Below are 20,757 nucleotides of genomic sequence, written 5' to 3'. Positions count from 1 at the left end.
TTTGAGGTCGAAGGCGGGACTCCGCACGGCGTTTCCCATTCGGATTCTTCGCCCGAGTAGAAATGCCTTTGCAAGGCCCCATGCGGCATGCTTTATGGTTTAACTTCGATCTTCTCCATGTCCGATTCATCTCCTCGCAAATTCCGTCGTGTCCTTCTCAAACTCAGCGGTGAGGCTTTGAGGCAGCCAGGAAGCACAGACAATATCAGCCCGCCCATCGTCGAAGACATGGCCGCTCAGATCAAGGCGGCCCACCAGACGGGGCTCGAAATCGCCCTAGTAGTCGGTGGCGGGAACTTTTGGCGTGGTGTCAGCGCCAGCAATAAAGGTATGGAACGTGCCACAGCGGACTACATGGGCATGCTAGCCACCGTGATGAACTCCCTGGCCGTGCAGAGTATGCTGGAGGCCATGGATGTGCCTACACGGGTGCAGAGTGCCATCAAAATGGACAACGTCGCAGAGCCCTTCATCCGCCGTGTAGCCATGCGGCACCTAGAACTCGGCCGCGTCGTCATTTTCGCCGCAGGCACCGGAAACCCCTTCTTTTCGACGGATACGACTGCGGCGCTGCGTGCGAGCGAGATCAGCGCTGATATCGTTTTGAAGGCTACAAAGGTGGATGGCATCTACGACGCCGATCCGAATAAAAACCCCAATGCCGTCAAATTCGACCGCATCAGTTTCCATGAGTGCCTCACCCGCCAGCTCAAGGTCATGGACGCCACCGCCTTCTCCCTCTGCATGGAAAACAACATGCCCATCGGCGTTTTCAGCATGAACGAGCCCGACAACATCCGCCGTGCCCTCACAGGTGAGCACATCGGCACCCTCGTGGACGCGACGGGTGTTTAGCATAGTCTGCTCAACACTTTGAGACGTAGGATCGCTTCGCTGGGCCCTTCCGCATCAACTTGCCGTATAATTGCGATTTCAAAGGCCTGGGAGACGACATTGAAGCCCCTCGGCAAGAACTCGCCATCGTTCTTCTCGTGTTGCATCTGTAGTATCATCTTTCTGCAATGCGGATGCATCGGCTCGGCGCTGATTATTTCCAGCAGGCGGTGAGACGACGCTGACGATGCGGTAGAGCCCACTCAAACCGCTTGAGCTTCTCGTCTGCCGCATCGAAGAAAGGCGACAATTCAAACCTGACCTCTTTATGGACGCTGAAATGACCATCCTCGAATGCGAAGAAGCCATGACCAAGGCTGTCGAGCATGCTATCCACGAATTCGCCTCGGTGCGGACCGGGAAGGCGAACCCTACGCTCGTCGAAAACCTCGATGTGCATGTGCATAGTTACGGTAGTCACATGAAGCTCAAACAGCTCGCCATGATCACCACGCCAGACGCTAGGCTGATCCGCATTGAGCCTTTCGATTCGAGCACCCTCCAGGACATCGACCGTGCGATCCGTGAGTCGCGGTTGGGGCTCAATGGCAGCATCGAAGGCAAGGTGATCCGCCTGCCCATCCCGGCCCTGTCGCAGGAGCGGCGTGAGCAGATGGTGAAAATGTGCAAACAGCTAGGTGAGGAGGCGCGAGTACGAGTGCGCAGCGCGAGACGCAGTGCCCTAGAGGCGCTGAAAGCGGCTGAAAAGGAAAGCAGCATCACGGAGGACGATCTGCATCGTATGGAGAAGGATGTGCAGACCATGACGGATAAAAAAATCGCCGAAATCGATCAGCACGTCGTCTCGAAAGAGAAGGAAATCCTCACGGTCTAATCCCTTCGTCACCTGCCTTGAGCGCGGAACTGAAATACCACTTCGCTTCGGACAATACGTCAGGCGTTTGTCCAGAGGCTTGGCGGGCGCTGGAGGAGGCGAATCACGGCTACCAGCCTAGTTACGGCGCGGATGAGATCACGGCGGAGGCGTGTGAGGGTTTTCGGCGCTTTTTTGAGACCGAATGTGATGTGTACTTTGTCTTTAATGGCACAGCGGCCAATTCCCTGGCTTTGGCCTCTCTCTGCCGCAGTTACAATAGCATCATCACCGCGCATGAGGCGCATGTGGAGACGGACGAGTGTGGGGCTCCGGAGTTCTTCTCCCACGGCTCGAAAATCCTCCTCGCACGTAGTCCGTTGGGCAAGCTGGACCCGGTAGATGTGGAGCGTATCGTGCTCAGCCGCAGCGATCTGCATTTCCCTAAGCCGCGGGCACTGAGCATTAGCCAAAGCACGGAGCTAGGCACGGTATATCGCCCCGGTGAGATCAAAGGTCTCGGAGCCCTGGCGAAGCAGCATGGGCTAGGCATCCACATGGATGGTGCACGGTTTTTTAATGCGCTAGCCAGTCAGAGCTGCTCGCCTGCGGACATCACCTGGCGTGCGGGGGTCGATGTCCTGTGCTGCGGAGGCACGAAGCTTGGGATGGCGGTGACCGAAGCGGTCGTGTTTTTTAATCCAGAGCTCTCCCGGGACTTCCAATATCGCTGCAAGCAGGCGGGGCAGCTTTGCTCAAAGATGCGCTTCATCTCTGCGCAGTGGCTACGGATGCTCCGTGATGATACCTGGAAAAAACACGCCTCCAGCGCCAATATGCTCGCTAGGAGACTCAGCGACGCCTTGGGGCATTTACCTGGCGTGCAGATTCTCTACCCTGTCGATGCGAATGCGGTCTTCGCCAAGCTGCCAGATCCAATGAAGAAAGGGCTCAAGGAGCGTGGCTGGGTCTTTTATAGCTTCATCGGCGGGGGCACACGACTCATGTGCTCCTGGCGCACGACGGAGGCAGATGTCGATGCATTCGTGAGTGACGCTACCTCCTTGGCCTAAGCGGAGCAGGGAAGGGAGGGTGGGAAAGTAGCTAAAAGCGGCACCTGGACCGCCTTTGCTGCCACCGTGGAGGGGGGGGGCGGCCCCCTATTTCCCATAGGTTTGGCAGGCGGAGAAAGGCTTCGCGGCCTTGAGAATGTAAATATTTAACTTTGCCAAAATACCGAATTTGTGCCAATTTTCTCTAATTGGCATAATTCCCATGCAAATCAGCTCGGGTAAAATGCCGACTGCCTCTATGGCCCAGCTCCAATCATTCTCACTTTTAGGTCCCCCTGATCGGCTGACCAAGGGCGGCAGCTTGGTCGCGTTTATGCAGAAAAGTCAGGTATTGCGCCTATTAGTGGCACGGTCATGAATTCAGCTCCTCTTCTCATCACTGGCGGTGCCGGCTATATCGGTTCCCACACGGTACGGCACCTACTCGAGCGGCACGAAAGCCTGATCGTGCTCGATAATCTTGTTTTTGGCCACCTAGAATCTCTACCAGTGGACCGCGTCACCTTTGTCCGCGGGAGTCTCTCAGACACAGCCGTCATGGAGTCCATTTTTGCGGCCTACAGTCCATCTGCGGTACTGCATTTCGCTGCCTATGCCTACGTCGGTGAATCCGTGACTGATCCACTGAAATACTACCGCAATAATCTCGCCGCCCCCCTCACACTGCTGGAGGCCATGCAGAGGTATGAGTGCCGACAGTTCATCCTTTCCTCCACCTGTGCGACGTATGGCAACCCGGTGAAGATCCCGATCGACGAGAGCAATCCGCAAATGCCAGTGAATCCATACGGAGCCTCCAAGTGGATGCTCGAGCGAGTCCTGCGTGACTGCGATACGGCCTGGGGGCTCAAATCCGTCTTTCTGCGCTACTTCAATGCCAGCGGTTGCCATCCCAGTGGCGAGATCGGAGAGGATCACGACCCTGAGACGCACCTCATCCCGCTCGTGCTCCAGACGGCGCTAGGCCTGCGCAGTGCGATCACCGTCTTTGGCACAGATTACCCCACCCCAGATGGCACCTGCATCCGTGACTACATCCACGTCTGTGACCTCGCCTCAGCGCATGCGCTGGCACTCGATTACCTGCGTAAAGGGGGGGAGACTACCGCTGTGAATCTCGGCACAGGGCATGGCTTTAGCGTCAAAGAAATCATCCGCACAGCTGAAGACGTCACCGGTAAAACCATCCCCGTCGTCTATGGAGAGCGCCGCTCTGGCGATCCCGCCGAGCTCATCGCAGATCCCGCCCTCGCCGCACAGCTCCTCGGCTGGCGTGCCCAGCACCTCGATCCGCGCGAGCACATCGAGAGCGCTTGGCGCTGGATGAACCAGCCGCACCACGGCCGATACAAGAAAGACCACCGCACAGGCCCGCAGAGGCCGAATTGAGCGTAATTTCGAGTTTCCTCGCCGCCGTTCCGCACCACTTTGGCGGCCCATTTTTCCCAATTCCGACCCGTGAGCCAATCACACCCCACAGACGACCTCCGCGTCGCAGACATCCTCCCGCTCATCCAGCCCGCGCTCCTCATGCACGAGTACCCGCTGGGTGATACAGAGGCCTCATTCGTCGAAAAATCACGCAAACAGGCCGAAGCGATTCTCAATCTCCACGACGACCGCCTCCTCGTCGTCGTCGGCCCCTGTTCCATCCACGATACCAAGTCCGCACTCGAATACGGTCGCCACATCCTCGCTGCGCGGGCGAAACACGGCGCAGACCTGGAAATCGTCATGCGTGTCTATTTTGAAAAGCCCCGCACCACCGTCGGCTGGAAAGGCTTCATCAATGATCCGCACCTCGACGGCAGCTATGACATCAATAACGGCCTACGCGGCGCACGCGGCCTGCTCATCGAGCTCGCGCAGATGGGCATCCCCGCTGGCACCGAGTTCCTCGATGTCATCACGCCGCAATACATCGCCGATGTCGTCGTCTGGGGAGCCATCGGAGCCCGCACGACAGAGAGCCAGGTGCACCGCCAGCTCGCCTCCGGCCTCAGCATGCCCGTCGGCTTCAAAAACGGCACCGACGGCGGCATCCAGGTCGCCCTGGACGCCATCGAGGCCGCCAAAGGCCAGCACAGCTTCCTCTCAGTCACCAAAGACGGCGTCGCCGCTATCGTGAACACCAAAGGGAACAACGCCTGCCACGTCATCCTGCGCGGGGGCAAAGCCGGCACCAACTTCGACGCAGCAGCGATCAAGACCACCGCCGACCAGCTCGCCGCACGCGGACTGCCCGCCAGCGTCATGATTGATTGCAGCCACGGCAACAGCCTCAAAGACTACCGCAAGCAGCCGCTCGTCAGCGCCTCCCTCAGCGAACAACTCGCCGCTGGCAGCAAAGCCGTCACCGGCGTCATGATCGAGAGCCATCTCGTCGAAAGCCGCCAAGACTGCAAACCCGGCGTGCCACTCACCTACGGCCAGAGCATCACCGACGCCTGCGTGAACTGGTCCACCACCGAGGCGATGCTCGACGAGCTCGCCGCCGCCGTGCGCCAGCGTCGCAAACAAGCATGAACTTCTCCCGCCAATGCCTCGCGAACATCGCGAAGTGCCGCATCCTCGTCATTGGTGACGTGATGCTCGACCACTTCATCTGGGGCCATGTGCGTCGCATCTCGCCAGAGGCCCCCGTGCCTATCGTCGAGGTCACTCGTGAGGAATTTTATCCCGGTGGAGCCGCGAATGTCGCCCGCAACATCGCGCCCTTCTCGCCGCACACGCACCTGATGGGCCGTGTCGGCAAAGACAGCGCCGCAGATCGCCTTCGCGATCTTTTGATCACCGACAAAGTCGATCCGGCGCCGTTGCTCGTGCACGATACGCTGCCCACCATCTCCAAGGCCCGCGTCTCCGCCCGCCAGCAGCAAATCGTCCGCGTCGATCGCGAGAAATTGCTGCCGCTCACCGCCGACGAACTTGCCGAGATCGAGAAGCGTCTCCGCCACCTCGCGCCCGACCTCGACGCCATCATTCTCGAAGACTACGGCAAAGGCTTCATCACCCACGAATTGATGAAACTCGTCTCCAAGATCGCCGCCGAGCACGATTTGATCGTCACCGTCGATCCCTCACCGCGAAATCCACTCCCCTGGAGCGGCGTCACACTCGTGAAGCCCAATCGCCTCGAAGCCTTCGCCGCCGCCGGCCTCGAAGACCACCTCCTCCCAGGCGATCCCGCGCAAAACACCGAGCTACTCGAAGTCGGCCGCATACTGCTCGAAAAATGGTCCGTCAATAGCGTCCTCGTCACCCTCGGCGAGCACGGCATGATGCTCTTCGAGCGCGGCAAAGCCCCGCATCACATCCCCACGCGTGCCCGCGAGGTCTTCGACGTCTCCGGAGCAGGCGACACCGCCATCGCATTGCTCACGTTGGCCCTCGCCGCCAAATTCAAGCTGCAAGACGCCGCCGACATCGCCAACCACGCCAGCGGTATCGTCGTCGGCAAGCTTGGCACTGCGACCCTAACGCCAGATGAACTCCTCACCGCCTTCACGTGATATGTTTGACAGTCTGTTCCAAACCCATCTCACTGAGCACCAAGACGCCATCACTCGCCTCAGCGCCATGAGCGATCAAATCGCCCCGCTGGCCGACGCCTGGCTCACAGCCCTCAAAAACGGCAAAAAGATCATCTTCTTCGGCAACGGCGGCAGCGCTGCAGATGCCCAGCACCTCGCCGCCGAGCTCGTCGTTCGCTACCGCAAAAATCGCCCAGCACTGGCCGGCCTTGCCCTGACGACCGACACCTCCATCCTGACCGCCCACAGCAACGATTTCGGCTTTGAAACCGTCTTCGCCCGCCAAATCGAAGCCCTCGCCCAACCCGGCGATGTCGCCCTCGGCATCTCCACCAGCGGAACCAGCCCCAACATCCTCGCCGGCCTCCGAGCCGCCAACGAACGCGGCTGCATCACCATCGCCTTCACCGGCGAAAAAGACTCCGAGTGCTCCAAATTGGCCCAACTGGCCTTCCGAGCACCTTCAGCCATCACCGCCCGCATCCAAGAGTGTCATCTACTGATCGGACACCTGCTGTGTGATGTGGCAGAGCAGACGCTGTAATTTCTTCGCATCCCTGCGGAACTTGAGAGTATGAGATCGAATCCTTTAGCGATTTTGATCGCCTTTGCGGTCGCGATGTACGCCACGGTGGACATCATGACCGGCTACACTGGGCCGCTGGCAGCGAGCGCGAAGTGGATTGGCGTCTTGATGGTGCTGGCGAGCTTCGTGAAGCCGATGACTGGACTCTATTTGCTGAGCTTCATGAGCTTTTATGGCGACTTTTACAAAAAGCTGGCAGTCGTGTACGGATCGGCTTCGATGGAGGCTGTGATCGAGGTGCTGGCCGTAAACATGGCCATCGTAGGGGCGATCATTGCGGGTACGATTAACCAAATATTGACGACGGGTCCGAAGCCGAGCCGACCGGTTGTGATTACGGCATTGATCTCTTTTGGTGTCACCGGGTTAATGATGCTTTCGAGCGGCCCATTGACGGGTCGAGTTCAGATGGCGGTGAACGGCGGCCTGTATTTGGCAATCGCGGCGGTGATTGCGCATTACTACAGAACAGTGCCAGGTAGCAGTCTTCGCTTGAGCCGCTTCCACTTCATCCTGGGTATACCCTGGGTTTTGGTAGCGGTGTATCAGTACTTCTTCGGCTTTGCGGACATGGACTATGTGTATGCCCGCACGGGTTTGTCGCCGGTCTATAGCGCCTCCTTTTTTCAGCCGGAGCCGCGAGTCTTCGGCTTGGCTGGCAGTGGCTCAGCCTACGGTGCCATCTGTTTCTGCTTTATTTATGGAGTGTGGGCTTGGAAACGTCTTCGAACGGAACGAATGCTCTATTTGGTGGGAAGCTTGCTTTATTTTATCGGTCTGGTCGTATCTAAGCAGCGCACGGTGTTGCTTCTGCCATTCATTGTGCCGGTGGTTTACATCATGTTTTTGACACCAGGGCGAACGAAGTTGTTATATATCATGCTCGTTGTAGTGGTGGTGACATTGATTGGCTCTTCCAATTTCCTTATGTCACATTTGGCTTCGGCAAATGAGGGCTTGGCGAGCACCACAGGTGAAGGGGCTGGGCTGGTAACGTGGTCCGTGTGGGGACGTCTCGGACCGCATACGGGGTTGGACGCGACTGCTCAAACCGGAGTCGTATTCCTTGTTTGGCACGGGCGCTAGCGAGGAGGTGGTGACACAAGCAGATGAGGACTTCGCGCATGATCCGATCAACTCGATCTTGATCAATCATGGCGTCGTGGGACTGCTCTTGGTGCTGGTGAGTCTGATTGTCATTTTGCGCACGGTTCACACGGCGATCTTCCGCACTCATTCTGCGGAGGATAAGCACCTTCTAGTGTTTGTGGTTGCTACTTTTAGTCTCACGCTTTGGTTAAGCATGATGGGTGGGAGCAACATGCATACGGTACCATATAATCTCATCCTCTCCACGCTGCTTGGCCACGCCCTAGCCGTCATTAACCGACAGTCTAAGTCGATCTCAGTCTCGCCGACATCCCCAGGTAAGCTCACTGAGCCACAGGCTGAGCGGAATAGGCTCATCAAGAATGGGGGCCGTTTTATCCCCAATCGCAATGCAGGTTATTGAACAAAATGTCCCGGATGAAGCGGGCGGCTTGCCCGCTGTGAGCACTTTGCGTAGGCTGGGATCGAGTTTTGGATGGTTTGGTTTCCAGCGGCTTTTTGTGATGGCGCTGGGAATTGCCACGTCGGGGCTTCTCGCACGGCAACTTGGGGCCGAAAAAATGGGCATTTTGGCCTCGGCCCAAGCCTTGGTGGGTTTTGTCGGCATACTTAGCATGGGAATCGATCCCACAGTGTTTACAGACTGCCTCCACCGCCACCCAGAGCGTGAGAACGGCATCATGGGCGGTACGACGATCATTTTGGCGTTGTCCAGTGTGGTAGCGTGGCTTGTGTTGGCGTGTTACATGCTCCTTTTTTGGCAAAAGGACATGGTGTTGCTGACTACGACACTGGTCTGCGGTTTGAAGCTGTTCATCTCGTTTCCAGCACCGGTGGCTTTTTGGTTTCAGTCGAGGCTGCTGACTCGACACATCGTGGTACCCAATACGATTGGCACTCTGGTTTTGCGTGGATGGCAGTGGGTGACCGGGCTTCTGCATTGGGGAGTGCCCTGGGTAGCGCTGGGTGAGGTGATTTCCTTGTTGTATGTGATGGCGGCTTCCTTTGGCGCTTATGGGAAGCTGGGGAAACGAATCCGTGATTGGTGGTGTGACTGGCGCAGTGGCTGGGAGGTGTTTATTCATTCCATACCCGCCTTGGTCGCGGGCACGCTGGCCGTGTTTCTCAACCGCATGGACCTGATCATGCTGCGCTGGCTTTCAGATGAGCGTGAGGTCGGCTTCTATGCCGCTGCATCGGCTTTGACGGAGAGTCTGCTGTTCGTGGGAGGTATTTCGACCTCGGTACTGACACCGCTACTGCTACAAGCGCGGGGAGAGGATGTGGCGCACTATGCGCGTACGCGGCAGGTGCACATGAGGATGAATACACTGGCGGGTTGGCTGCTAGCGGTGGTGCTTTCCCTGACGGCTGGAATGGCGGTGTCCTTGGTCTATGGAGCCGAATTTGCACGCAGTGGGGAGTTGCTGTCCTTGCACGCCTTTTTGCTGGTTCCTTGTCTAGCGGGTTCGGCGCTGCAATGTCATCTGTCCTTGGAGCGGCAGCTTGCGCAGATGACCGTTGCTTTGGTTTTGGCCCTGGGGGTGAATTTTAGCCTGAACTGGCTGCTGATTCCTCAATGGGCGGGCATGGGTGCGGCAGCGTCCACTTTGTGCGCCACGCTGGTTGCACATGTGTTAGCCCCACTGCTGTTGCCACTCACTCGTGCGTATGGGAAGGAGGCATTGGCTGCGGTGCTCTGGCCTGTGCCAAATATTCGATCTCTGACGGCTCTATCCCTCCCCTCTCACTGATAAGATGAAGACTTTGTTCAGAAAAATCGCCGGCTCAGTCCCAGGCATGAGCGTGGTGATCACTCCGCTCACGGGACGCTGGCGGTCTTGGCTTCAAAATGGCCGTACTGTACGAAGAATCGCGAGAGCGCTGCATAGCTCCAAAGGAGAATTGCGGGTGCTGACCGGACACTTTGCCGGTCTGCGCTATTTTGATCGTCATATTTGGGGAATGATCACCAACAAGTGGCTTGGCAGCTATGAAGCCGAACTCGCTTCCGTGATCCCGGCGATCCTCCACAAAGGCTACCGCCGCATCATAGATGTCGGCTGTGCGGAGGGCTGGTATGTCGTCGGACTAGCTGTGCGCATGCCGAACACGGAGTTCGTGGCCTTTGACATCGACCCGATCTCACGGGGTCAGTGCCGTAAACTGGTACGGTTGAATGCTTGCTCCGCGCGTGTTCGCTTCGCAGGTGAATGTACCCACGCTGATATGAACACGCTGGCAGGTGCTGGCACATTGCTCATCTGCGACATTGAGGGCTTTGAGCGCATGCTGTTAGACCCAGCCAAGGCACCCGCGCTCATGCAGACGGAGGTGCTGGTGGAGGTGCATGAAGATGGAGCGGACTCCAGAGACCTGAATCAGCTTCTGCGTGCGCGTTTTGATGCCACACACCGCATCCAGGAAATCTGGCCGGAAGACCGCCAGGCATGGGTGAGACAAAATCGGCCCGCCGTTCCTGCCACTATCGATGACGGCCTGCTGCTCGCCGGGGTTCAGGAGCACCGCGCACCTGGAAATCACTGGCTCTGGATGACCTGCCGATGAAAATTGTCATTACAGCGAGGAACTACTTTCCGGTCTGCGGTGGGGTCTCCGTTTATGTGCGCATGCTGGCCACGGCGTTTCAGCAGTTGCAGCATGAAGTCGTTGTGATCACATCCACACCTGCGGACGACACGGATGAAGGAGAGGATGCTTTTCTGGTCGTGCGCAGGCCGGACCTGGCCTCACTCATACGCTGGGCCGGGTGGGCAGATGTTTTGCTGCAAGCCGAGCTGGGGGTGAAGTTCCTCCTGCCATTCCTAGTGCGGAGAAAGCGCTGTTTTGTCTCCCACCACACGTATTTTACCGGTGAAGATGGACACACACCGTGGTGGAAAAAGATTCAGGGGCACCTCGCCGCGAATCACTGTCAAGCCATCTCCGTGAGCGAGATCGTGCGCACGAACTGGGGCGGCCACGGCGTCATCATCAGCAATCCATATGATGAATCTCTCTTCTGGGTGAAACCGGACCCAGAGAAGAGGAAAACAGAGCTGCTCTTTGTCGGCAGACTGGCGGAGGAAAAAGGCCTCGGGGTGCTGCTCCAAGCCCTTGTTCATTTGCGTGAGTGCGGTAGCCGACCAGGGCTGACGGTCATCGGTGACATCGGCATACCCGGTAAGAGCGCGTTGCCGCGTTGGCGGGAGGAAGTCGTAGCTCTGGGCCTTCAAGATCAGGTCAGCTTCATGGGCCTGAAGCCCGCTGCCGATGTCGCTGCCCACATGCGACGGTCTCAGGTACTGGTCATTCCATCGACCTGGGAGGAGCCTTTTGGACTCATCGCGCTGGAAGGGCTGGCCTCCGGGTGCGTGGTGGTCGCTTCTCGTTGCGGCGGCTTGCCAGAGGCCTGCGGCGGTCACGCCATTCTCTTCGAAAAAGGGAACGCAGCCGAACTCTCGTCGGCATTGATCCAGGGGCTAGCAAAGGCTGCCGAGCAGGCCGGAATCATCCCGCAGCCAGTGTGTGAGCACCTCGCGCGACACCAACGGCGGCCTGTAGCGGAAAGGTACCTGCGCCACTTTTCTGCTCCGACGACTTCTTTATCATGAACGTCATGCTTCATTGCCCCTTGCCACCCGTGCAGGACTGGCCGTCTTGGCTGCGCCACCTGCTGAGTGAGCGTTTCAGCGGCAGGCAGCAGCTCTTGCTGGCCAGGATCACGCGACCGCTTTCTCCTGCATTGCTCCGCCATGTGACAGCCTATGCCGACGCGGTGCTGGTGCCCACCGAGTTGGCCGACATGGTAAAGCTGCCCGCAGAAGACCTCTTGGTGTATGCGTCCGAGGAGGACTTGGCCAGTCGATTGCCCGCCTTTATCCAGCGGCGCACGGAGTGCGCGCAGCGTGAGGTGCTGTGGACAGACCCCGACATCATTATGCGCAGCCCGGCCATGAAGCCCCTTGTTCTCAATGCGCTGAAGCTGGTTCAGGAGCGCGGATGGCGCATCCGCCTATGGTGCCAGCAAACCACATTGCCACCCGAGATGTTCCGCACCGACTTGATGCCCAAAACCGGCCTGCACTGGGTATTCAATTTGATGTGCTTTGCGCCACAGGTCACATGGCGTCAATTCATGTGGTGGCTACTGCGCGGGCGTCGGCCTGCGCGGCTGGTACACGCCTGCGGGCCGGGTTTTGTGCATGCAGACATGACCACCGTTCACTTCATCAACTGGGCTTGGTGTAAAACGCTCGCCACACGGCTGCTACGGCCTGCGGTCATCCCTCACATTCTCGTCTCCTGTTACAGTGCCTTGATCGAACTCATTTACTTTCGCTGGTTTCGGCCGGATTTATTGCTGGCTGTCGGACGCGGTGTGGCACGTGGTTTGCAAAAGATCGCTGGTGACACAGCACGAGTCGGTGTGCTGCCCTCTAGCTACGATGAACAGGAGTTTCACCCCGGCAGGCGTGAGGTCGACCGGCGGAAGATGCGCAGCCATTGGGGATTTCGCGACGACACCTATGTGCTCGCTTTTGCCGCGCAGGGCGGCTATGAACGAAAGGGTTTTTACATCCTAGCCAGTGCGCTGGAGGCACTATGGGAGCAGGGGCAGCGCAGCTTTCGCGTTTTGCTGCTTGGCGGTAGCAAAGACGGCATCAAACGACTCCAGGAAGACCTCGCTGCCCGGTTCCCACACCATACCGAGTGGCTAATGATCGCCGGTTGGGTCGAGTCACTCGCCGAGGCCATGGCGGCTGCGGATGCTTTTGTTTTCCCCTCCTACTTTGAGTCCTTCGCCGCAGTCGAGGCAGAGGCATGCGCACTCGGCCTGCCGCTGGCTCTCACACCACACTGGGGCAGTGAGATGGTGCTGCGTCCTGGTGAAAATGGTGTCTCGCTGCCCTGGGATGTGCCGGGCATCGCCGCCGCGTTGCTGGAGCTGCGCCAGCGCACGAGCGAATGGAAATCCATCCTGCCGGAGGCCACGCCCCTCTCGCAATACGGTGAGCGTCTCCACCAGCTCTACACCGAAGCACTCGCAGCCAAAAATCACTCATGACCGCATTCACTCATCATCTCGTCACAGGAGCCGCAGGCTTCATTGGCAGTCATCTCATCGACCACCTGCAAGACCTCGGCATCCGCGTCACCGGCGTGGACAGCCTCAAACTGGGCCGTGCAGCCAATTTGGCCACCGCAGGCCAAAAAAACAGCTTCAGGCTCATCCAGGCCGATTTGAATGACATCCATGCCTGGAACGATGAAGTGAGCCGACTCCACCGCGAGCAGCCCATCAGCCTCGTTTGGCACATGGCGGCCAATTCCGACATCCAGGCCGGTGTACGCGACGCGCGTGTCGATTTGCAGGACACTTTTATGACCACCTTTCACGTCCTGGACTGGATGCGGCGTGAAAACGTGCGTGAGATCGCTTTTGCCTCCAGCAGCGCCATTTACGGCCCGCTAGAGGGCTTCATCGGAGAGTCCGCAGGCCCTTGCCAGCCCGCCTCCAATTATGGCGCGATGAAGCTCGCCTCCGAAGGCGCGATCTGCGCCGCTACGCATGCCTTCTTGGACCGCGCCACTCTTTACCGCTTTCCCAACGTCATCGGCCCACGCTCCACGCATGGCGTCATCCATGATCTGGTGAAAAAAATGCGCTCAGGGCAAAACCCGCTGCAAGTGCTAGGCGACGGCACCCAAGAGAAGCCCTACCTGCACGTCACCGAGCTGGTGGACGCCATGCTCCACATCCAGCGCCACGGCACACAGCGCATCAACTGCGTCAACATCTCCCCCGCTGACACCGCCACCGTGCGCTTCATCGCCGAAGCCGTCCGTGACGCGGTCGATCCCTCTGCGGGCATCCAGTTTGGCAGCACACCGCAGGGTTGGGTCGGCGACGTGACGAAGTATGCCTTCGACACGCAGCTCCTCACCCGCCTCGGCTGGCAGGCCACTTTTTCCTCTCAAGACGCCGTGCGTCGCGCCGTGCGCGAGATTGCCGCTGAAATCCAAACCGCCTGAAAACGCGATGATCATCACACAAACACCCTTGCGTGCCAGCTTCGCCGGTGGTGGCACCGACCTACCCGCATTCTATGAGCGCGAAGAAGGTGCTGTGGTCAGCACCGCAATAGACCTTTACGTCTATCTCGCCGCGCACCGCCTTTTTGAGCCTAAAATCTTTCTCAAATACTCCCGCACTGAAGTCGTCACCCGGCTAGATGAGGTGCAGCACCCACTCATCCGCGAGTGCATGCGCATCTGCGGCTGCGAAGGCCCCATCGAACTCACCAGCTTCGCGGACATCCCCTCTCAGGGCAGCGGACTCGGCAGTTCCAGCTCCTTTGCCGTGGGCTTGATCAATGCCCTACATGCCTTCCAAGGTCGCACCGCCTCTGCCGAAACCTGCGCCGCACTGGCTTGCGAAGTGGAGATTGGCAAGCTGCAGGAACCCATCGGCCGTCAGGATCAATACGCGGCTGCCTATGGCGGACTCAATCTCCTGCGCTTCCGCGCGGGCGGTGGCGTCGAGGTGAATAAAATCCCCCTCGGTCGCGACGCACGCCAGCACGTCGAGCAGCGGATGCTCATGTACTACACCGGTATCACTCGCAGTGCCTCTGACATCCTCGCCGAGCAGAGTCGCAACACCCAGTCCCAGGAGGATAAATTCAATCTCCTGCGCCGCATGCGTGATCAGGCCTACACCCTGGCGGAGCGCCTCCAATGCGGTGAATACCACGCCATCGGTGAAGTCATGCATGAAGGCTGGCTCATGAAGCGCCAGCTCGCGCAAAAAATCAGCAACCCAGAGATCGACACACTCTATCAGGCCGCCATCGACAGCGGGGCCACGGGCGGAAAGCTCCTCGGTGCCGGTGGCGGTGGCTTCTTGCTCTTTTATTGCGAGCCGGAAAAGCAACCCGCGCTCCGGCAGGCCCTTTCCGCCTTACGAGAGGTGCCCATCCACCTAGAAAACCAGGGCACCCGCGTCATTTTCTACAACGACTGATGCCAACACGCACAGCCATCACCCAGGCCGTCATCCTCTGCGGAGGAAAAGGCACACGCCTCGGGCCACTCACTCAGAGCTGCCCCAAGCCCATGCTCCCGCTCGCGGGCAGGCCACTGCTCGATCACACGCTCGAGTTCCTCGCTGCGCATGGCGTGCGCCACGCCATCCTCGCCGCAGGGCATCAGTCGGAGGTGATCGCCGATCATTATGCCACGGGCAGTGCCAGTGGGATCACCATCCACGTGCATCAAGAAAGTACCCCATTGGGCACCGCAGGGGCTTTGCGCGAGTTTGCCGCGCACTTGCATGAGCGATTTTTCGTCATCTATGGCGACGTGTTTCTCGACTTCGATCTCACGGCTCTAGGCCTCGCCCACTGCGCCTCCAGTGCCACAGGCACGCTGCTGGTTCGCGCCTCCGATCACCCCTGGGACTCCGACCTCGTCGAAATGGATGCCCACAGTCGCATCAGCGGCTTTGTCACCCGACGCGAGTCTGGCCGCCTCTACCGCAACGTCGCCAATGCAGCCGTGTACGCCCTAGAGTCCTCCCTCATCGACGCCATTCCCGCCGGGCGGGCCTCCGACTTTGTGCATGACGTATTTCCGACCGCGCTCACCGCTGGTGCTGAGTTGCGCGGCCACTTCATCGACCCCGCTGGCTTCGTCAAAGACATGGGCACGCCAGATCGCCTAGCCAAAGTGGAGACCTACCTGACTTGGCGAGAGCGCAGCCGTACTGCGCGCGTGCACCCAGCGCCCGTGCGTGCTGTCATCCTCGACCGCGATGGCACCATCAATGTCGAGCGCGGTCTGCTCACGCGGGTGGAGGACTTGGAACTGCTCCCCGGAGCTGCTGAGGGCATTTCCAGCCTCTGCGCAGCAGGGTTGCGTTGTTTTATCGCCACGAACCAGCCCGCGATCGCCCGTGGGCTGCTCACCGAAGAAGGCCTCCACGCCATTCATGAGCGACTATGTGCCGAACTGGCCACTGCGGGTGCCCACATCGAAAAAATCTACCACAGCCCCTTTCACCCCGAGACACACCATGGCGAAGGCATCCCCGAGCTGCGCCGTGACAGCGACTGCCGCAAACCTAAGCCCGGCATGCTCCGGCGTGCGGTGGAGGAGCAGGGTCTCGACCTCGCTGCCACCATCATGATAGGTGACAGTGACGCCGATCGCCTCGCGGCACAGGCCGCAGGCATGCGCTTCATCGGCGTGGGACCAAAATGGGCTGCCCATCCCTCCCCGCCTGCTGTTTGCCTGCCCGACCTCCGCGCTGCCGCATTATATCTTCAAGAACATGGGATGAACCCGAACACTTCGTCTTAAAACATGATCGACATCGCCTACAAGCTCCAAAGTCTCCGCAAGTTGTTTCAGTTCGACAATCCCTGGCAGCTCCTACTCAACCACATCCTCTTTCCACGTAGTTTGCTGACCTACAACTGGCGTGGCCGGAGACTCCTGGTGGATGGACAACGTGCGGAAACAGCAGGTGGCATTCATGCCGTTCTTGCAACCGATGAGTATCGGCAGTTCCTACGCCTAATGAAACCTGAGGCCGTCCGCACGATCCTGGACCTGGGGGCCAATATCGGCAGCTTTTCCATCCTGGCCGACGCCACCTTCCCGCAGTTGGAACGGATTCTTGTCGTCGAGGGTGACTCTAGTGTGCTGCCCCGCTTGCAATTCAATCTGGGGGCCGCGCTCGCGAAGCGTGCTCAGATCTTGCACGCCGCCGTCAGCGGCAGTGAAGGCACTCTGACCTTTGTACAAAGCACCACCAGCGTCGGCTCGGGCGTCTCCGGTGTCTCCGGCCATAGCGGTAAGACGGAAGAAGTCACAGCGATCACCCTTTCCAAGCTCCTCGCTCAATTACCTGCCGGAACCACCGTCGATCTGTGTAAAATGGATATCGAAGGCAGCGAGTATGAGACCCTCGCCGCACTCCCTGACGCGGAGCTTGATCGTTTTCAGGCATTCGTGATCGAGCTACACGGCACGGAGCAACAAAACGAGATCGTCACGAACCGTTTCAAGGCCTTCGGCTTTCAGCACATTGCCGACGGCGGAAAAGGCAATCACCGCACACCGTTTTTTGCGCGCGCATGCATGCTTTCCAGTTAGTTTGTCCCCACCCTATTATGAACGCTCACACCCCACCCGAGTTATGGGTACAGGAATATGTCCAAAAACATGTGCAGGCGCTTAACGCGCTCAATCCAGCGGCCGTCACCCGGCTCATCGCCCTGTTGCGCACTGCTTTAGATGAGAAGCGTCAAATCTTCGTCTTTGGCAATGGCGGCAGTGCTGCGAATGCGTCCCATTTTGTCACCGACTTAGGAAAAGGTGCCTCTGACGCACTCGGCAAGCGCTTCCGCGTCCTCTCACTCAACGACAACGTCAGTTGGATGACCGCCATCGGCAACGACTACGCCTATGAGGACACATTTTCCCGTCAACTCGACAACTTCGCCGCCCAGGGCGACATCGCCCTCGCCATCTCCGTGAGCGGAAATTCACCCAACGTCGTCAAAGCGCTGCGCATGGCTGCCGAGCGTGGACTAACCACCATCGCTCTCGTCGGAGGTAAAGGTGGTGCAGCCAGCGAAGTCGCTACGCACGTGATCCGTGTCGAGGACACGCACTATGGCCGCGTGGAGGACGTGCAGATGACCATCCTGCACATGCTCTGCTACGCCTTTATGGAAAAGGCTGACTAAGGCTCCCCCTCATGCCAGAACAACCTACCATCGTGCTCCTCTCCAAAGGACTCGCGCGTTACCGGTATAACTTCACCGAGCATTTTGCTGCTGCATTACCACCAGAAGTTCGCGTGATCGCATGCCCGCTGGGTAGCGAGCTATGGGAGGTGGACTGGCCCGCTCTCAAAGCCACGAACGGTAGGGTGGAGTATCGTGAATTTCCTCGCTCCCTCGCAGAATTGGCCGCCTGGAGACCCACCGTGTTATGCACCATGGAGTATCCGCAGCAGATGCTCATGCCGATGTTTTGGGCCAAAAAGCATGGCGTTCCGGTCATAGTCTTTAGCGATTTAGGCGTGCACCCGCCTTTGCAAAAACAGATTCCATTTCACACGCGGCTTCAGCACCGACTTTTTGCCCACTTCACCGACGCGCAGGTCGCTATGGCGCCTGCTGCGCTCACACCACACGGCGCACGTCATCGCCCTGTTCACTTCGCCCCGCATTCGATCGACACCCACGAGTTTTCCTTTCGCCCTGCTTTACCAAGAAGGGAGGGGCCTTGTCGCTTGCTTTATGTGGCCGGTTATCTGTATAACAAAGGTCATGATCTTCTATGTAAAGCTATCCAACGCATACAGTCTGAGGTGCCGGTGGACTTTGAGCTGCGCTTAGTTGGTTATGCTTCTTCTGACTGGGTTAGCAGTGTAGTTCAGGAACATGGCCTCACCTCAAACACTGTGATTACCGGGATTAAGAAGGGACTAGAACTCGTCCAAGAGTTTCAAAATGCCGATTTATTCGTTTTTCCAACTCGCGGGGATACCTATGGTGTCGTAGCCCAAGAAGCAGCAGCTACGGGTTTACCGCTGCTCATCAGTCAGTTCGCCGGTGCATCCTACAACTTGGTGCAAGAAGGGAAAAATGGTCACATCTTTAATCCATATGATGTCGAAAGCTTTGCCCGCACACTTGGATCCTTGATGAAAACTCCAGCCCGCTGGGGGCCTATGGGGGCTGCCTCTAGATCGATCGCGGAGAAATTTTGCGTGAGACAGACATCTGCCAGCACTGCTCATTGGATTTTGGGTCAATGGTTATCAGGTCAAAGTCAGCATAAATATGAATCAGCAAACTAGAAATAACGACTGGCAAACCTCGCCTTTCACTTTTCGCCTTCTTCATGCCGTGGCGAAACGGTGGCCATTCCTGCGGGGCAGGGATTGGCTTATGCGTAAAACCTTCGGACGCGCATTTGGCGACTATTTAGCCAAATCATGTTCTTGGGTGGATACGCGTGGTGGTTGGACTATGAGAGCGAATAATGGTATCGATTACACCTCTCGTTCTCTGAAACTTTTTGGTGAAATGGAGAAAACCACTTCACAGTTTCTTTTGAAGCATATGCCTGAACATGGCTGCTTCCTCGATGTTGGTGCCAATGTGGGATACTTTTCACTCGAGATTGCTCATAGGCGACCTCATGCACAGGTCATAGCCATCGAACCGAATCCTCAAATTGCAGCTCTTTTATCCGAGTCTATTGCACACAACCAACTCACCGAAAGAATCCATCTACATAGCGTCGCGGCTTCTGATATCACAGGGGAATTGAAATTTCGCTTGGATCAGGAAAACACGGGGCACTCACGCCTTGCAATGGAAACGATTCAGGATGCGATCATCGTTTCATCAGTCATTCTTGACGATTGGCTTCCCTCTCATCTTGGAGAACTGCCCTTATCTGTTGTGAAAATCGATGTCGAAGGAGCTGAGCTTCGTGTTCTTCGGGGAATGGCGAGGCTTATAAAGCAATTTCACCCCACTCTTGTCATCGAAGGCTATGATGACCATCTTAGGGAGTTCGGTGACAGCCTCTCCGCTTTGGTGAAATGGCTGGATGACGCGGGATATAAAGAAGTTGAGCCTCGGGATGGAAATCTTTACCTAATTCACCGCGAAGCAAACTAACCAAGCTCTGGAACCCTGCGCCGCACGCGATTGAAGACCTCCTCCACCGTCCATCGCAGCATGCATATCATCGGCTGAACCTTATTTTGACATGCATTCACCGGATGCGTAAGCAAATCACAAGGTTGACAGCTAAGTGCGGAGTCTCGCAGCAGTTCAAACCGTTCAGCATGCCAAGGTGGATCCCAATTCGGAGTGGATGGCCCATTAAAAATCGTACTGGGCACACCTAATGCAGACGCCAGATTCATGGGGCCAGAGTTGTTGCCGATAAAATAAGATGCGCCTGCCAGAAGTCGCACAAAGCTCCCAAGGCTGCCTGCGCTCAGTCGTTGAACCCCCGGATGAAGCGCCTCCTCCTGCGAATGATTTTGATCCATCCAAATCACTTTGTTTTGCCTTGCCAATCGATTTGCCAGTTCCACGTAATTTTCGAGCGGCCAGCGCTTGTAAGCGCGGCTAGCACCAGCGTGGATTACGATGGCACCATGATCTTCGCGACCAAAAAAACTCAGATCTGGCGGCGGAGGCGCTGCTGGCAACTCAGGCAGCCCAAGACGGCGCAGCAAAACTTGAGCAATCTCCCAATTATGCCAGGCCACGTGCATTCCGGGTGGTGGAGGCACTCGCTCGTGGAGCAAAACATTTACACGTACTTTTTTCGTGAGTGGTCCCACGCATATCTTCGCTCCAGATAACCGAGCGATGAGGTGCGCCACATTTCCCTGGTCATCTCCCAAGAGGCACGCATCGGGCTTCAGATCACGCATGGTTAGCGTCAATCGTTTCAGTTCGAGGGGGCTGCGCCATGCAGTATTAAAATCCTTCGTAACCTTCTCTACAATCTCCGCATTTGGACAACAAATCTCATAGAGAGTGGATGCTGCGCTGCTCGTTACCACGACGATCCGCCAATGTGGCAGGCATGCTCTCAGGGCCTGCACTAACGGCAGAAATACCACGTTGTCCCCCAGTTGATTCACTTTGAATATGAGCAGAGTCATCTCGAACCTTCTCTTCCAAATGTTGCTTTTAT

The 20,757-nt window shown here is 57.7% G+C and carries 20 protein-coding genes; 19 read left to right on the top strand and 1 reads right to left on the bottom strand.

The genetic code is table 11. The features are described from left to right. The first annotated feature begins 117 nt into the window (after positions 1-117). The 19 genes from IPK32_19570 (at position 118) to IPK32_19480 (ending at position 19,721) form a co-directional block, all read left to right on the top strand. Positions 118-855, top strand: coding sequence for a UMP kinase (locus tag IPK32_19570; protein ID MBK8094104.1), 738 nt, complete (start codon positions 118-120; stop codon positions 853-855). 307 nt (positions 856-1,162) lie between these two features. Then, the gene (frr, locus tag IPK32_19565; GenBank protein ID MBK8094103.1) at positions 1,163-1,729 is read left to right on the top strand and encodes a ribosome recycling factor; all 567 of its coding nucleotides are present in this window, start codon (positions 1,163-1,165) and stop codon (positions 1,727-1,729) included. 29 nt (positions 1,730-1,758) lie between these two features. Beyond that, positions 1,759-2,781, top strand: a complete 1,023-nt coding sequence (locus IPK32_19560) for a low specificity L-threonine aldolase (GenBank protein MBK8094102.1) — start codon at positions 1,759-1,761, stop codon at positions 2,779-2,781. Positions 2,782-3,135: 354 nt separating this feature from the next. After that, positions 3,136-4,170, top strand: a complete 1,035-nt coding sequence (gene galE, locus IPK32_19555; GenBank protein ID MBK8094101.1) for a UDP-glucose 4-epimerase GalE — start codon at positions 3,136-3,138, stop codon at positions 4,168-4,170. 69 nt (positions 4,171-4,239) lie between these two features. After that, the gene (locus IPK32_19550) at positions 4,240-5,307 is read left to right on the top strand and encodes a 3-deoxy-7-phosphoheptulonate synthase (protein MBK8094100.1); all 1,068 of its coding nucleotides are present in this window, start codon (positions 4,240-4,242) and stop codon (positions 5,305-5,307) included. Next, complete coding sequence (locus IPK32_19545; GenBank protein MBK8094099.1) at positions 5,304-6,293, top strand: hypothetical protein; 990 nt, start codon at positions 5,304-5,306, stop codon at positions 6,291-6,293. Before IPK32_19550 ends, IPK32_19545 begins: the two co-directional genes overlap by 4 nt. 1 nt (position 6,294) lies before the next feature. Beyond that, positions 6,295-6,858 (top strand): D-sedoheptulose 7-phosphate isomerase, encoded by a 564-nt coding sequence (locus IPK32_19540; GenBank protein ID MBK8094098.1) that lies wholly within the window; start codon positions 6,295-6,297, stop codon positions 6,856-6,858. A 30-nt stretch (positions 6,859-6,888) separates the two neighbouring features. Then, positions 6,889-7,986, top strand: a complete 1,098-nt coding sequence (locus IPK32_19535; GenBank protein MBK8094097.1) for a hypothetical protein — start codon at positions 6,889-6,891, stop codon at positions 7,984-7,986. Positions 7,987-8,399: 413 nt separating this feature from the next. After that, entirely contained in the window at positions 8,400-9,764 is a 1,365-nt protein-coding gene (locus IPK32_19530) for a flippase (protein MBK8094096.1), read from the top strand. Positions 9,765-9,975: 211 nt separating this feature from the next. Then, complete coding sequence (locus IPK32_19525) at positions 9,976-10,578, top strand: hypothetical protein (GenBank protein ID MBK8094095.1); 603 nt, start codon at positions 9,976-9,978, stop codon at positions 10,576-10,578. Beyond that, positions 10,575-11,624, top strand: a complete 1,050-nt coding sequence (locus tag IPK32_19520) for a glycosyltransferase family 4 protein (GenBank protein MBK8094094.1) — start codon at positions 10,575-10,577, stop codon at positions 11,622-11,624. Before IPK32_19525 ends, IPK32_19520 begins: the two co-directional genes overlap by 4 nt. Further along, positions 11,621-13,078, top strand: coding sequence for a glycosyltransferase (locus tag IPK32_19515; protein ID MBK8094093.1), 1,458 nt, complete (start codon positions 11,621-11,623; stop codon positions 13,076-13,078). The genes IPK32_19520 and IPK32_19515 overlap by 4 nt, the downstream gene beginning before the upstream one ends. After that, positions 13,075-14,046 (top strand): NAD-dependent epimerase/dehydratase family protein, encoded by a 972-nt coding sequence (locus tag IPK32_19510; protein MBK8094092.1) that lies wholly within the window; start codon positions 13,075-13,077, stop codon positions 14,044-14,046. The genes IPK32_19515 and IPK32_19510 overlap by 4 nt, the downstream gene beginning before the upstream one ends. 7 nt (positions 14,047-14,053) lie before the next feature. After that, positions 14,054-15,037 (top strand): GHMP kinase, encoded by a 984-nt coding sequence (locus IPK32_19505; GenBank protein MBK8094091.1) that lies wholly within the window; start codon positions 14,054-14,056, stop codon positions 15,035-15,037. Then, positions 15,037-16,374 (top strand): HAD-IIIA family hydrolase, encoded by a 1,338-nt coding sequence (locus IPK32_19500; protein MBK8094090.1) that lies wholly within the window; start codon positions 15,037-15,039, stop codon positions 16,372-16,374. Before IPK32_19505 ends, IPK32_19500 begins: the two co-directional genes overlap by 1 nt. A gap of 3 nt (positions 16,375-16,377) precedes the next feature. Next, the gene (locus tag IPK32_19495; protein ID MBK8094089.1) at positions 16,378-17,172 is read left to right on the top strand and encodes an FkbM family methyltransferase; all 795 of its coding nucleotides are present in this window, start codon (positions 16,378-16,380) and stop codon (positions 17,170-17,172) included. Between the two features lie 17 nt (positions 17,173-17,189). After that, positions 17,190-17,768 carry an SIS domain-containing protein gene (locus IPK32_19490; protein ID MBK8094088.1) on the top strand — a complete coding sequence of 193 codons (579 nt, stop codon included), beginning with the start codon at positions 17,190-17,192 and terminating at the stop codon, positions 17,766-17,768. An 11-nt stretch (positions 17,769-17,779) separates the two neighbouring features. Beyond that, complete coding sequence (locus IPK32_19485; protein ID MBK8094087.1) at positions 17,780-18,889, top strand: glycosyltransferase family 4 protein; 1,110 nt, start codon at positions 17,780-17,782, stop codon at positions 18,887-18,889. Continuing rightward, the gene (locus IPK32_19480) at positions 18,873-19,721 is read left to right on the top strand and encodes an FkbM family methyltransferase (GenBank protein ID MBK8094086.1); all 849 of its coding nucleotides are present in this window, start codon (positions 18,873-18,875) and stop codon (positions 19,719-19,721) included. The genes IPK32_19485 and IPK32_19480 overlap by 17 nt, the downstream gene beginning before the upstream one ends. On the opposite strand, the gene IPK32_19475 is transcribed toward IPK32_19480, so the two are convergent. Then, positions 19,718-20,725, bottom strand: coding sequence for a glycosyltransferase family 9 protein (locus IPK32_19475; protein MBK8094085.1), 1,008 nt, complete (start codon positions 20,723-20,725; stop codon positions 19,718-19,720). The two genes, IPK32_19480 and IPK32_19475, sit on opposite strands and share 4 nt — an antisense overlap. Positions 20,726-20,757 lie beyond the last annotated feature (32 nt).

It is taken from the genome of Verrucomicrobiaceae bacterium (assembly GCA_016713035.1).
Lineage (GTDB): Bacteria > Verrucomicrobiota > Verrucomicrobiia > Verrucomicrobiales > Verrucomicrobiaceae > Prosthecobacter.
The sequence above is the reverse complement of the archived record's forward strand: the minus strand, read 5'-3'. Positions and strand labels throughout refer to the sequence as shown.